Source organism: Arcticibacter eurypsychrophilus, from assembly GCF_001730525.1.
GTDB lineage: Bacteria > Bacteroidota > Bacteroidia > Sphingobacteriales > Sphingobacteriaceae > Arcticibacter > Arcticibacter eurypsychrophilus.
In genome coordinates, this window is record NZ_MDFN01000018.1 from 1 (window position 1) to 13,579 (window position 13,579).

Below are 13,579 nucleotides of genomic sequence, written 5' to 3' on the forward strand. Positions count from 1 at the left end.
AAGTGTATAGCTATATTAGGACGAGACAACTCCTGTACGCGTTGGTTGCATCTCACGGCTTGCTTGTTCGCTGGTTGTCCCTTGCTTGTTAGGCTCATGGTGAGCAAGCAAGGGACAACCAGCGAACAAGCAAGGGACAACCACTTTATCAGAGCCTTTCCTCTCTTATTCCATTATCCTACTAAACGCGTTCATGTTGATTCGTCAAAGATAGCGTTCTTATAAGATCTGATGATGTAATCTATAGAAATATAGGCTTATCCAGTTTCATTGAGATCCGATAAGCCGCATTCATTAAACCAACATGGCTATACGCCTGAGGGAAATTCCCCCACTGACTTCCGGTAGCCTCATCCACATCCTCACTGAATAACATCAGGTGATTAGCATATTCCATTAGTTTTTCAAACTCGGTTACGGCTTCCTCTATTCTACCCACACAGGCAAGAGCTTCAACATACCAGAAAGCGCAGATCAGGAAAGTTGTCTTTGGCTTACCAAAGTCATCCTCATGTACATACCGGTAAATTAATCCTTTTTCTGTTTTAAGCTCTGCTTCCAAGGCCTTCAGATGATCCTTAGCCCGGTCGGATGCAGGATCAAGATAGTTCATCATTATTAATTGCAGCGTGCTGGCATCTAAATGGCTACTTCCAGCTGCATTGGTGTATACTTTTCTTACCGGATCGTAACAACTTTCAATGTGCGCTGCGGCCTTAGCTTTCAGCATCAAGGCCTTTTCTTCTAATTCTTTATCGCCAATAGTGACTGCCGTTTTTGCCGCTGCCGAACATCCTGCCCATTGAAATAAATTACTATAACAATGTACATTGGCGAAGTTACGAAACTCCCAAATACCGGCATCCTTCTCATCAATCGTTCGTTCTATTTTATCCAGAATGGAGGAAATCCACATGCGTGAATCCTTACGCTCACGAAATATAAACCGGTGATCGGTATACAAGGGCATGATCGAAATCATAACCTGTCCGTAGATATCATTCTGAATATGTTCATTGGCCTGGTTACCGATTCGGACAGGCTTATTTCCTTTGTATCCGTCGAGATAATCCAGTATTGACTCATCGAGTTTTTTATTGCCATCAATCCGGTAAAGGGGTTGATAGCGCGACTTTTCGGACACCGAAATATCAGCTACATAATTAAAATAGCGTTCCATTTCCTGAAAATGGCCAATGTGGTTGAGTGATGAGATCACATAAAATGTATCGCGCAACCAGCAATAGCGGTAATCCCAGTTTCGTCCGCTGCCATCAAATTCGGGCAGACTGGTGGTACTAGCCGCTATAATGGCTCCTGTATCTTCGTATTGATGAATTTTTAAAACCAGTGCTGACCGAATTACATATTGCTGAAAAAAGCCGGCTATGGAAGAATACTTAATCCACATCCGCCAGTAATTAACCGTTTCTCTTAAGAAGGTTTCACTGGTACTGACTAATGGAGCTTCCAAAGGGGCGCCATAGGTAAGTACTAAGTATTTGACTTCATTTAATACGAAATAGCTATCATCAAAAATATAGGTGATGGGAATATCAGTAGTCAATCGCATGTCACTATCGGCACCAACATACTCAATGTGGTTACTTCCACGTTGGGCCTCCAGCTTCAGTTTGCCATACTCGGCTACAGGTTCGCATTTTACTTTTATACGTGGGGTTCCGGTTACAGGCTCAATTTTTCTGATCAGCATCAGTGGCTTAAAATAGCGGTCGTACTGATTGAAACGGGGCGCAAAATCGGTAATCCGATAGATTCCACTTTCGCAGGTCACTTCGGTTACCAGGACATTGGTATTTTCAAGATAATGTTGTGTAGAGGTAAACTCTTCCTCAGGACGGATAGTAAATTCTCCGCCTTTTTTATCATCAAGCAGTGATCCGAAGACGAATGTGCTATCAAAACGAGGCCAGCATAACCAAGAAATATCCGTGTTTTTGTGTACGTGTGCAAGAAAAGCGCAATTACCAATAAGTCCGGTTTGATACGTATGTTTACTCATTATAAAGGGATTGTTTAAATTACAAAGATGACCTTAGTATTAAAGAGAACGGAACTTCGACGTGTTTGTTGGAATTTTCGAGTATCATCTTTGCAGCAATAGATCCCATCTCTTGAAAATCAGTTGAAATGGTGGTTATTCCATCCAGTATAATCCGCTTTAAAGGGGTCTCATTATAGGAGATTACACCTACTTGACTTCCTATTTTAAGATCGAGAGAGATGAGGCGTTCTACTAGAGCAACCAGGTCACTTTCCATGAGATTTATATATACCTCCCCTTCCTGGATGGGCTCATTCGCAATATCGCTTATCACTTTATGATTGAATGCATATTGCTGACAGAAGCGAAGAAAACCTTTTTTAATTTCTTTCGGGAAATAGCTCCGTTCCGGAAAGATCAGTTTAATGGTATGGTATTTACTAAGAGGTTCGCGGGCTTGTTCGAGAGAGTCATAAATGTCTTTTTCAAAGTTTTCATAAACGGCAGCGTACTCCCCAGTTATGCTTGGAATCTTTTTATCCAAAATAATCAGCTTGGCCTTAGGGATCGAGTTGATCATCTGGCAGGCGCTTTCTTCGCCTTCAAAAAAATGAGGAATGATTACATAGTGCGAATATCCTTCCAGTTTATTGCTGAGCAATTTTTTGAATAAAGTACAATCGCTATTATAAATATAAAAATCTACAGCTATTTGTTCTCCGAGCGTGGCGATAAAAGCATCATAAAGGATTTTTTTGTGGCTACTCAGTTTATTAAAAAACAAACAAATGCGCAGGGTTTGCCTGAACTCTGTGCTGGCGATATAATAACCTTTGCCCGGAATAGAAGCCAGTACTCCTATCTTTTTTAAATACTTATAGCCCTTTTCTGCGGTATCGCGGGAAATTTCTAACTCATAGCTTAATTCGTTGATGGATGGGAGCATTTCATTTTTATCGAGCTTCCCTGCTTCAATGGCAATGAGAATTGCATTAGTAAGTTGTAGATATTTTGGAGTTGCGGAGAACTCATCAATCCGGATGTGATCAAAGAATCGGATGGGTTTCATTCGTTATAAAAGCTGTCGTTGGAAAGGCTAAGTTAAATTTTTGTTTTTAATCAGCCTAATGTTCTATACGAATTGTTTTTAACCTGATCGATGATATTGTGCATATATGACCGGGATCAATTTTTTATAGGATGGTGGTATATACCTTTGCCTCATAATATCATTTTCATCAATATGAATTCAAAGAATAAATGGCTAATGGCATTAGCCGGAATGACTTTACAATTATCAATCGGGTCTATCTACGCTTACAGTGTGTGGATCAAACCTATCGGATCTTTGAACGGCTGGGATGCCCATCAGTTAAAGTTCGCTTTTAGTCTGGCAATTTGCTTTTTAGGACTTACCGCAGCATTTATGGGCAGCTTTGTGAATAAGATAGGTCCGAAAAAAGCAGGAATAATTGGAGCTCTGTTTTTTGGAACAGGACTAGCAATTGCAGGTTACGCCAATAGCATCGGCTCCTTACCCCTTTTTTACTTATCATATGGGGTAATAAGTGGTATAGGGTTGGGTTTTGGTTATATCACGCCGGTTTCTGTCGTGATCAAGTGGTTTCCCGATAAACCCGGATTTGCGTCAGGACTTGTGATTATGTCTTTTGCTGTCGGATCAGTGATTGCATCGCAAATTATCAATCCTATATCTAATAGTATAGGTGTGCCGAATACTTTTTACACCTTGGCATTGACTTACTTCTGTTTCATGGTGATTGCATCTTTGTACCTGGCAGAACCAACAACACCATCAACCGTGCTCGATTATCATAGTGGAGGTTCTTCCGTACCGGCTTCAGAATTATTGAAAGACGTTCGGTTTTATGGCCTGTGGTTTATGTTATTTTTGAATACCACTTGTGGAATTGCATTGATAGCCGTAGCGGCTCCAATGGCTAAAGACATTATTCATATCAGTGAAGCAGCGGCCATTGTGTTTGTCGGTTTCATTGGTTTATTCAATGGTTTGGGTAGATTAATATGGTCCAGCGTATCTGATAAAATGGGTAGATGGAATACATTTATGGGCTTCTTTGTTATAGGAACTATTTGTTTTCTTATACTTAGCCAGACTCCTGGAGCAACCGTATTTTATATAGCTGTACTCGTTATTATCAGTTGTTATGGTGGGGCTTTTGCTACGATACCAGCATTTATTAAAGATATCTATGGGTCAGACAAAATGGGTTCTGTACTTGGATATGTATTAATTGCATGGTCCGCAGCTGCCTTTGTAGGCCCTTGGTTGATCACTTTAAGTGCTGATTATACCCGGATATTCTATTTATTTGCTGGCATATTATTTGCTACTTGTATGATGTCAATTGCTTTAAAAAACAAAATGATTTCCAAGCCAGAAAAAGAAATAATTTGCGATACTGACAATAAAAACGCTATATTGTTTGAAAATTAAGCAAAATTTTACTCACTTATTTATGAATATAGAATCATATATTAATGTGACCCGTATCATATTTATAAGTTGAAACATTAGTTAAATTTGTTGTATCTAATAAGAACAACGGTAATTTTAAAAAATTATGAAAACAGATGTCACAGCAATTCCATTTGAACAAGGAGAATGGAACTCAACATTAAACGTATACAGTTTTGTTGTAAAAAACATTACACCGTATACCGGAAATTCTTCCTTTCTATCTGGTCCTTCTGCAAAAACCATCAATGTATGGAATGCAACTAAGGAAGCACTTGCAATTGAAAGAGCTAACAATGGGTGCCTTGCAGTAGACACTGAAACAATTTCTAACATCACAGCCTTCAGGCCAGGATATATTAAAAAAGAAGATGAAGTAATTGTTGGTCTTCAAACTGACGTATTACTTAAAAGATCATTGAAACCGTTTGGTGGTATCAAATTGGTAGAGTCTGCAGCAAGAGAACGCGGACTTGAAGTTTCAGACCGGATCAAGGATATATTTAAATATGCAAAGAATCATAATGAAGGTGTATTTAATGCTTACGATCCTGAGATTCGCGCATACCGTTCAAAACACGTATTAACAGGTTTACCTGATAATTACGCACGTGGACGTATAATTGGTGACTTCCGCCGTCTGGCCTTATATGGTGCAGATGCCTTAATCGCTTTCAAAAAAGCCGATTTCAAACAGGTTAGTGGAGAAATGACTGAACATAAAGTTCGCTTACGTGAAGAAATAAACTCTCAGATCGCTGCTTTAAAGGACATCGTTTTGATGGCTGCTGAATACGGTTTGAATATTTCTAATGCTGCAACTACTGCGAAAGAAGCTATCCAATGGGTATATTTCGGTTACCTTGCTGCTGTTAAGGAACAAGATGGTGCTGCAATGTCATTAGGTAATGTATCTTCATTCCTTGATATTTACTTAGAAAGAGATTTAAAAAGTGGCTTAATTACTGAAGAAGAAGCTCAGGAATTAGTAGATCAATTTGTGATGAAACTAAGATTAGTTCGTCATTTACGTCCTGCTTCTTATGATGAAATCTTCGGTGGAGATCCAACATGGGTTACAGAATCTTTAGGTGGTCAGTTAAACGACGGACGTACTAAGGTAACTAAGACTTCTTTCCGTTTCCTTCAAACCTTATACAACTTAGGATCATCTCCAGAACCAAATTTAACTATTCTATGGTCTGAAGAATTACCAGAAGGATTTAAGAGATTCTGTGCACAGGTGTCTATCGATACATCATCTATTCAATATGAAAATGATGACTTGATGCGCCCTAACAGAGGTTCTGATGATTATGGTATTGCATGTTGCGTATCATACCAGGAAATTGGTAAAGCAATTCAACACTTTGGAGCAAGAGCAAATCTTCCTAAGGCTTTATTAATCTCTTTGAATGCAGGTAGAGAGGAACATGAAGGAACTGTAATCGTTAAGGGAATTCCAGAATTACCAGAAGGACCTTTAGATTACGATTTGGTATTGGATGTATTCAAGAGAACTTTAAGTGATCTTGCCCGTGTATATGCGAAAGCAATGTACATCATTCACTACATGCATGATAAATACTATTATGAAAGAGCTCAGATGTCATTAATTGATTCTGATCCACGTGTAGATATCGCTTATGGTGCTGCCGGTATTTCAATTATCGCCGATTCATTAGCTGCAATTAAATATGCAAAGGTTACTCCAATCAGAAATGAAAAAGGCTTAACAGTTGATTTCAAGATTGAAGGAGAATATCCACAGTTTGGTAATGATGATGACCGTCCGGATACTATCGCACAGGAAATCACTCATTTCTTTATCAATGAATTGCGTAAGCATCAGACTTATAAAAACTCAACTCCTACACTTTCATTGTTAACCATTACATCAAATGTAATGTACGGAACAAACACTGGTGCAACTCCTGATGGACGTAAATCTGGTGAACCATTTGCTCCAGGTGCAAATCCAATGCATGGACGTGATAGCAGTGGTGCTATTGCATCGTTGAACTCTGTAGCTAAACTTAGATACACAGATGCTCAGGATGGTATTTCAAATACCTTCTCTATGATTCCAAAATCATTAGGAGATACAAAAGAGGAACAAGTAACAAACTTGGTGAACACTATTGAAGGATACTTCAAACATATGGCCCATCACTTAAATGTGAATGTTTTGAACCGTGAAACTTTGATGGATGCTTATAATCACCCAGAAGAATATCCACAGTTAACCATTCGTGTTTCTGGATACGCTGTAAACTTTGTTCGTTTATCTCGTGCACATCAATTAGAAGTTATTGCCCGTACATTCCACGAAAAAATGTAAGTAATAATCAGTTTAAATAGTGAAAGGGTCAGGTATTTTACGCCTGACCCTTTTTTTTTAATTTATTTTTCACATCTTACGCCATGTTGTATTTACCTCTACAGGATATCGAAGCTTCAAAATTGAACATTGATGATCCTGAACATCTCCGCATCCACTCTCTTGAAACATTTGGAACACATGATGGTCCGGGAATACGGATGGTCATATTCGTTCAGGGATGCCAGTTCCGTTGCCTGTATTGTCAGAATCCGGATACGCTTGACGTAAAAGCTGGAGAACTAATTGCCATTGACGAGCTGGTACAAAGGGCTGTGAGGCAAAAAGCCTACTTCGGCAAATTTGGGGGAGTAACGGTATCAGGTGGTGAACCACTTTTACAAAGAAGTAAACTCTCTACATTATTTCAGCGCCTGCATAAGGAAGGAATCAATACCTGTTTGGATACAAATGGACGGTTGAATGACGTGCATGTACATGAGCTACTCATACATACTGACCTGGTGATGCTGGATGTGAAACATATCAATGAGGAGATTCACCGTAAACTAACTGGGTTAACCAATAAAAATACGCTGGCTTTGGCTGATTATTGCGAATCGATTGGAAAGAGATTGTGGCTGCGCTATGTACTGGTTCCGGGATGGACCGATCAGGAACAATATATAGAAGAATGGGGACAGCGGTTTACTAATTTTAAGACCGTAGAACGGGTTGAAATTATTCCGTTTCACCAGCTGGGACTACATAAATGGGAATTATTAAAGATGGATTATCCTTTAAAAGACACGCCTACTCCTACGGAGGAAAGCAAGCAGAAAACGCTTGCTATATTTAATAAGTACTTTGATAATGTGATATTAAAATAAGGTTTATTTGGGGTTAATTTATTTCAAGTGGTTATTTGATTAAACGCTGCGCTTCATTTCCTGTATCCACTTTCATAAAATAGAGAAACTGCGCCTTTAAGCATCCTTATAATCTTGGTTAATCATCCGGTCTTCCTTATATGGATAAGGTCTTTAATTCATTATAAAAACGGTCATACTCCTTGGGCCATGTGCCCCAAGAACCAGGGATTGTTCTATATCAGCTGTTTTGGATGGTCCGGCAATGAATGCACCAAACCCTGTATTACTATTACCCAAAATCTGATAGGCTTCGTGCATATTGGAAACAATATCTTTTTTATAAACAACTAAAGCAAGGTGCTGACAAATAAAAGGTAACACGCGTTGCATCATATTCAATTCAGGTACCCACATAGAGCCATTCTCGGCAACACCCAGCTGTGCTTTAAGGATAGCAAGTTCAGTATTTTCCAGAAGATGTGGGTTGATGCCTTTTATATCGGTTTCAGCGATCGCAGCGAGCTCTTCGAAAGATGAAATGATTCGTGCCTTTGCGGAGAACTGTTTAATGATTACTTCTTTGATCTGATCAAAGTTACTGACTTCAAAAATTTTGCTGCCTATAGCCGTTGCAAGCGTCTTGAATTTTTCTACTGGTTCAGTCTCCAAGGATATAGGACCATCCAGATCTGGCAAAGCACTAAATTCTGGTTGATTTTCTCTTAACGCTGCTAATATTAAATTCCTGCTTGACATCTTTAAAGTATTATATATTGACTGTTTTTAATTCAAGAAATAAATCAGAATTTATCTCTTGGTATCATCGTGGTATCATTAAACGGAGTACATTTTTGAATCCTATTAATTCAAGGAATAATAAGATTTTATCCCTTGGTGCTGGCTACCGAAGTATATTTTAGATCCTATTAAAAACAGGAAATTAATAAGAATCATTTCCTGTTTTGGCTTAAGTTATTTTTCTATTTTTTGAGTACCATTCTCTAAAGGACTCCTTTGGAGGTTCGGGCATTTCGCGTTCTTTGTACCAGGGGTTCAACTTATTACTTACCAGGGAAGGGAAGTTTTTCATAAACCAGCGTCCTGATTTTCCAGCTACTTCAAATACAGTAGGATTTGCAAAAGTAAAGGCCATGGCTTTCATACTGATCGCTTTAACAGGACTCACGTATCCATCTTTTACCAATACCTGACGCCATTTATACAGCTGCTCATGAATATCTATTTTCACAGGGCATACATTGGAACAAGAGCCACATAAAGTAGAGGCAAATGGAAGATCTGCGTAATCCTTCATATCCAGATTGGGTGCCAGGATTGCTCCTATTGGACCACTAATAGCGGTATGGTAACTATGACCACCACTCCTTCTATAAACAGGACATGTATTCATACACGATCCACAACGGATACATTTAAGCGAATTACGAAAGTCTGCACGCCCTAACTGACGGCTACGACCATTATCTACCAGAATAATGTGCATCTCCTGACCTTGGCGTGGTTTCATGAAATGACTGGAGTAAGTTGTAATCGGCTGGCCGGTTGCACTTCGTGTGAGTAAGCGTAAAAAAACGCCCAGGTGCTTACGTTCAGGAATGATCTTTTCGATCCCCATTGAGGCAATGTGCACTTCAGAGAGGTGGGCACCCATATCTGCATTTCCTTCATTGGTACAAACTACGAACTCACCTGTTTCAGCTACGGCAAAGTTAACCCCTGTAAGTGCTACTTTACGGGTCATAAACGTTTCGCGTAAATGTTGACGGGCCGCTTCTGTAAGTACCTGAGGATCGGATTCACCAGCTGCTGTTCCTAAAAACTCATGAAATAAGTCGCCTATTTCTTCCTTCTTTTTATGGATGCAAGGCAACACAATATGGCTTGGCGTTTCGTTGGCCAGCTGAACAATCCGCTCTCCTAAATCAGAATCAATTACCTCAATTCCATTGCCGGTAAGGTAATCATTCAAATGACATTCTTCGGTCAGCATCGATTTGCTCTTCACCATGCGGTCTACCTGATGTCCCTTTAAGATGGATAATACGATCTCATTATGCTCGGCAGCGTTGGCAGCCCAATGGACTTTAACGCCGTTTGCTAGTGCATTTGATTCGAATTGCTCCAGGTAGACACTCAGATTAGAAAGTACATTATTCTTAATCTGCGATCCTGTTTCCCTCAACCACTCCCATTCAGGAATGGTATGAACGGCCTTATCGCGCTTCTCTCTGATGAACCATAAAGTTTCATCATGCCAATCCACACGGGCTTCATCCTTATTAAATTCTTCAGATAGTTCAGCGTGATCCTTCATATTCCATTCAAAATCTCTGCGATATGCACAACTTTAACATTACTTTTTTGCCTGTGCAATATACCTTCCATATGCATCAGACAGGATAAATCGGCACTGGTGATATATTCGGCACCGTGTTTAATATGATCAGCAACACGATCTTTGCCCATTTTAGAGGAGACCGCTTCTTCAGCCACACAGAATGTGCCGCCAAAACCGCAACATTCATCTGTACGGTCGAGATCGACCAGTTCCAAACCATCAACCATACTTAAAAGTTGATTGGGCTTAGAGAATGCCGGAGCAACCAATTCTGTCATCTGTGAAAGATGAAGACCTCTCAGTCCATGACAGCTTTGATGAACACCTACACGGTAAGGAAACTTCGCATTCAGCTCTTTAACCTGTAAGATATCGGTTAAAAACTCCACCAGTTCATATACCTTTTTACGCAGACCTTTTGCGGATTCAGGGTGTTTATCTGAATGCAGATGATCTTTCAAGTGCAAAGTACAACTGCCAGAGGGAACAACGACGTAATCGAACTCTTCAAAGAGTTCAGTGAATAAATCGTCGCATCCTCCGGTAAGATGAGAAAACCCTGAATTGGCCATTGGCTGACCGCAACAAGTCTGCTTTTTAGGATACACGACATCCACGCCCAATTTTTCCAGCAACTGCAAGGTTGCAATGGCTGCATTGGGGTAGAATTGATCTACGTAACAAGGAATGAATAACCCAACGGTCATAATACGAGTTCTGATGCTGAATAAAATTTTAAATCAATAATATTGGTGGGTAAAGCTTTACTGTTCCAATGTTTATGTATAGCCAGCGCTGCCCCTATTGAGGTAGCTTGAGCTACGGATGCAGCAAAAACTTCCATTTCAGGAAATGCTGATGCCAGTAATTGCATATATATCGGGTTCTTACTAAAGCCTCCGTCCACAAAAATACGTTTCACTTCTGTGCCTTCAAGTACCAGTTTACTGGCCTGAGTTTGCAATTTCATCAGATCACTAATCAGCTGATGATACGCATCTTCGGCGGAACTAAAGGTTTTTAAATCCCTCGACTCAAAACCTGAAGCTAAAAGATCTCCTGATTGTGTTGTAGTATGAACTCCTTGCTGTTTTTTATGGAGGCGATTTAAACTCTCCACATTATATTCTAATTTTTTATAAAAGTCCGCTGTCTTATTAAAATGTCCAGCTATCTTTTTGGTTTGTTGTTCATGTTCGTTTCCTGCGAAAAGCCTTGAAGCCTTAACGGGATTACCCTTATAACTGATATAACACAAACAATCTTTTTTCAACTCAGCCTCTGTGAGTGGAGATTGATTAAATGGGTTCAGACTCACACACCATGTGCCTGTAGAAAGCAGCATGAAAGGTTCCTGAAAACTGGCAAGGAAAGGAATTAATGCAGCAGAACTATCATGCAATCCAATGCCTGCATAACGGGTTAACCCATTAATTTTTATTTCAGATGCGAAATCAGTGGCATTGATCGGTGCAAGTTTTTCTTCAATTCCCTCTTCGGTTACCCAGCGGTGGTAGTTATTGGCCGTATAATCCCATAGGCCTGTATGACAACCAATACTGGTGATATCGGTATATGCCTTTCCGGAAATAAGGAAACTTAGATATTGCGGTAAATGCAGGGATACTTTAATCTTGTTGAAGATTTTCGGGTTTTCATACTTCAGTCGGTACAACTGCATACCGGAATTTAGATTTCCCAGCACAGGAGAAGCTGTTTCTTTAGAAACCAGTAACTCTCCACCATACTTGGCATAAAACTGTTCATGCAAATACTGAGGATACGGTTTCAGATAGTTATAAATCGGGGTAAGCGGATTTCCTTGCTCATCCAGATGCACAAATGATGCACCATAAGCAGAGAAATTAACTCCCTTTATAATAAACTTGTCCAGCTTGGTAATCTCATCAATTGTATCCCTAATCCAGGAAGTTAAAAGATTAATATCTTCACAAGGATCGCCATCCTCATCTATTGTTTCGTCAAACTGAGCACTACGCTCCAGGACAATCTTATATTGTTCATCAAAAAAGAAAACCTTTTTATTGGTTTTCCCAACATCAAATACTGCTATAACAGGAACTACCATCTTTTTATACGAATATTTCGAGCTTTAATAAAAAATTGAAGCAGGATGATCCTATATGGAAAAAGCTGCTTCAACTAGATACTTTACTCTGTGACTATAATCCTGTTGCTACGGTTTTGAATCCTCTTTCTCCAATCAGTTTTTCTCTGATCTGAAGTTCGCGGAATAAAGCTACCGGATTTACAGCAGCATTTGCACGAAGTCGTGCTTCAGCAACTAAAGGACGTACATCTGTACGGAAAGCATGCTGAAGAATCTCCTGGCAACGTACTACATCATTCGCTAAACGAGCTTCTTCAAGTCCTAAAGTATCAACTAATAGCGCCTGAGCATAAGCCATCATAATTGCTTCTACTGATTGTAACAGATCTTCTAAAGGATCTTTTACATTATGAGAGGCATCAATCATCCAGCCTAAACCAGTTGCATGATCCATGCCCTTTGCATCCATTCCGGCTACCAACTCATTGAAGATCAAAAACAATTGGTAAGGTTTTACACTTCCGGCAGTTAAATCATCATCGCCATATTTAGAATCATTGAAGTGAAATCCACCTAGTTTTCCTTCCATTAAAAGCAAGGAAACGATTTGTTCAATATTGGCATTTGGCAAATGGTGACCAAGATCTACCAGGGTATATGCTTTAGGTCCTAATTTACTGGTATATAGAAGTGATTGTCCCCAATCTCCTACAGTTGTAGAATAGAAATTAGGTTCAAATGCTTTGTATTCTACAAAGATTTTCCATTTTTCAGGCAGGGCAGCATAGACTTCCTGTAAACTTTCTAATGTATTTTCAAATGCTCTTTTAAAGCTCAGCTGTCCGGGGAAACAAGATCCATCAGCCAACCAAACGGTTAATGATTCTGAACCCAGATCAACACCATATTTAATCACTTCAATATTGTGATCAATGGCCTGTTGGCGTACTGCTTTATCCACATGTTGCATAGAGCCAAACTTGTAGCTCTTTTTCTGACCAGGTTGATCCTGAAAAGTATTAGAGTTCATGGCGTCAAAACGCAGGCCATGTTGAGCTGCAAGTACTTTGGTAGCCTGAATATTTTCGGGGATATCCCAGGGAATATGAAGCGAGATAGCACCACTGGATTGATTTAACTGGTGAAGTACGCCAATATCTTCTATCTTTTCTTCCAGACTACGAGGTTCTCCACCTCCTGAGAAACGAGCGAAACGTGTTCCTCCTGTGCCAAGAGCCCAGCTTGGAATAGCAATTTGAAACTTCATCAGCTTCGCTATGATATCTTCTGTACCCTTGATATCCTGAGCTAAAAATTCAAACTTTCTTTGGTGCGATTGAGCCAATTTACTATTGTGTTCCTCAATCTGATACCTCTCAATTTTCATATACTATGGTTTTAAGGAGGGCTTCAGCATACATATGGATAAATGAACCAACTGAAGCCCTTAAT

The 13,579-nt window shown here is 39.6% G+C and carries 10 protein-coding genes; 3 read left to right on the top strand and 7 right to left on the bottom strand.

Going from position 1 to position 13,579, the window contains the following annotated elements; translation table 11 throughout:
- Nucleotides 1-241: 241 nt before the first annotated feature.
- Together BFL47_RS11090 and BFL47_RS11095 are read right to left on the bottom strand one after the other, a co-directional pair.
- Nucleotides 242-2,023: a glycoside hydrolase family 15 protein gene (locus tag BFL47_RS11090; RefSeq protein WP_069659865.1), complete on the bottom strand. Its 1,782-nt coding sequence runs from the start codon at nt 2,021-2,023 to the stop codon at nt 242-244.
- A gap of 19 nt (nt 2,024-2,042) precedes the next feature.
- The gene (locus BFL47_RS11095; RefSeq protein ID WP_069659866.1) at nt 2,043-3,074 is read right to left on the bottom strand and encodes a GntR family transcriptional regulator; all 1,032 of its coding nucleotides are present in this window, start codon (nt 3,072-3,074) and stop codon (nt 2,043-2,045) included.
- Between the two features lie 174 nt (nt 3,075-3,248).
- Between BFL47_RS11095 and BFL47_RS11100 the strand changes: the two genes are divergently transcribed.
- From BFL47_RS11100 to pflA, 3 genes are all read left to right on the top strand, one after another.
- Nucleotides 3,249-4,484 carry an L-lactate MFS transporter gene (locus BFL47_RS11100; RefSeq protein ID WP_069659867.1) on the top strand — a complete coding sequence of 412 codons (1,236 nt, stop codon included), beginning with the start codon at nt 3,249-3,251 and terminating at the stop codon, nt 4,482-4,484.
- Nucleotides 4,485-4,611: 127 nt separating this feature from the next.
- A complete protein-coding gene (gene pflB, locus BFL47_RS11105; protein ID WP_069659868.1) occupies nt 4,612-6,846 on the top strand; it encodes a formate C-acetyltransferase in 2,235 nt (744 codons plus the stop codon).
- 83 nt (nt 6,847-6,929) lie between these two features.
- A complete protein-coding gene (gene pflA, locus BFL47_RS11110; RefSeq protein WP_170827308.1) occupies nt 6,930-7,715 on the top strand; it encodes a pyruvate formate-lyase-activating protein in 786 nt (261 codons plus the stop codon).
- 153 nt (nt 7,716-7,868) lie between these two features.
- Here the strand turns inward: pflA and BFL47_RS11115 are convergent, their stop codons facing one another.
- From BFL47_RS11115 to BFL47_RS11135, 5 genes are all read right to left on the bottom strand, one after another.
- The gene (locus tag BFL47_RS11115) at nt 7,869-8,453 is read right to left on the bottom strand and encodes a LutC/YkgG family protein (RefSeq protein WP_069659869.1); all 585 of its coding nucleotides are present in this window, start codon (nt 8,451-8,453) and stop codon (nt 7,869-7,871) included.
- A 211-nt stretch (nt 8,454-8,664) separates the two neighbouring features.
- The gene (locus BFL47_RS11120) at nt 8,665-10,032 is read right to left on the bottom strand and encodes a lactate utilization protein B (RefSeq protein WP_069659870.1); all 1,368 of its coding nucleotides are present in this window, start codon (nt 10,030-10,032) and stop codon (nt 8,665-8,667) included.
- Nucleotides 10,029-10,763, bottom strand: a complete 735-nt coding sequence (locus tag BFL47_RS11125; protein WP_069659871.1) for a (Fe-S)-binding protein — start codon at nt 10,761-10,763, stop codon at nt 10,029-10,031. The genes BFL47_RS11120 and BFL47_RS11125 overlap by 4 nt, the downstream gene beginning before the upstream one ends.
- Nucleotides 10,760-12,145, bottom strand: coding sequence for an FGGY-family carbohydrate kinase (locus tag BFL47_RS11130; protein WP_069659872.1), 1,386 nt, complete (start codon nt 12,143-12,145; stop codon nt 10,760-10,762). The genes BFL47_RS11125 and BFL47_RS11130 overlap by 4 nt, the downstream gene beginning before the upstream one ends.
- A gap of 94 nt (nt 12,146-12,239) precedes the next feature.
- Entirely contained in the window at nt 12,240-13,514 is a 1,275-nt protein-coding gene (locus tag BFL47_RS11135; RefSeq protein ID WP_069659873.1) for a TIM barrel protein, read from the bottom strand.
- Nucleotides 13,515-13,579 lie beyond the last annotated feature (65 nt).

Bases quoted from the DNA above. Each gene is read 5' to 3' on its own strand.
- BFL47_RS11090 (WP_069659865.1), bottom strand. From the start codon at position 2,023: ATGAGTAAACATACGTATCAAACCGGACTTATTGGTAATTGCGCTTTT.
- BFL47_RS11095 (WP_069659866.1), bottom strand. From the start codon at position 3,074: ATGAAACCCATCCGATTCTTTGATCACATCCGGATTGATGAGTTCTCC.
- BFL47_RS11100 (WP_069659867.1), top strand. From the start codon at position 3,249: ATGAATTCAAAGAATAAATGGCTAATGGCATTAGCCGGAATGACTTTA.
- pflB (WP_069659868.1), top strand. From the start codon at position 4,612: ATGAAAACAGATGTCACAGCAATTCCATTTGAACAAGGAGAATGGAAC.
- pflA (WP_170827308.1), top strand. From the start codon at position 6,930: ATGTTGTATTTACCTCTACAGGATATCGAAGCTTCAAAATTGAACATT.
- BFL47_RS11115 (WP_069659869.1), bottom strand. From the start codon at position 8,453: ATGTCAAGCAGGAATTTAATATTAGCAGCGTTAAGAGAAAATCAACCA.
- BFL47_RS11120 (WP_069659870.1), bottom strand. From the start codon at position 10,032: ATGAAGGATCACGCTGAACTATCTGAAGAATTTAATAAGGATGAAGCC.
- BFL47_RS11125 (WP_069659871.1), bottom strand. From the start codon at position 10,763: ATGACCGTTGGGTTATTCATTCCTTGTTACGTAGATCAATTCTACCCC.
- BFL47_RS11130 (WP_069659872.1), bottom strand. From the start codon at position 12,145: ATGGTAGTTCCTGTTATAGCAGTATTTGATGTTGGGAAAACCAATAAA.
- BFL47_RS11135 (WP_069659873.1), bottom strand. From the start codon at position 13,514: ATGAAAATTGAGAGGTATCAGATTGAGGAACACAATAGTAAATTGGCT.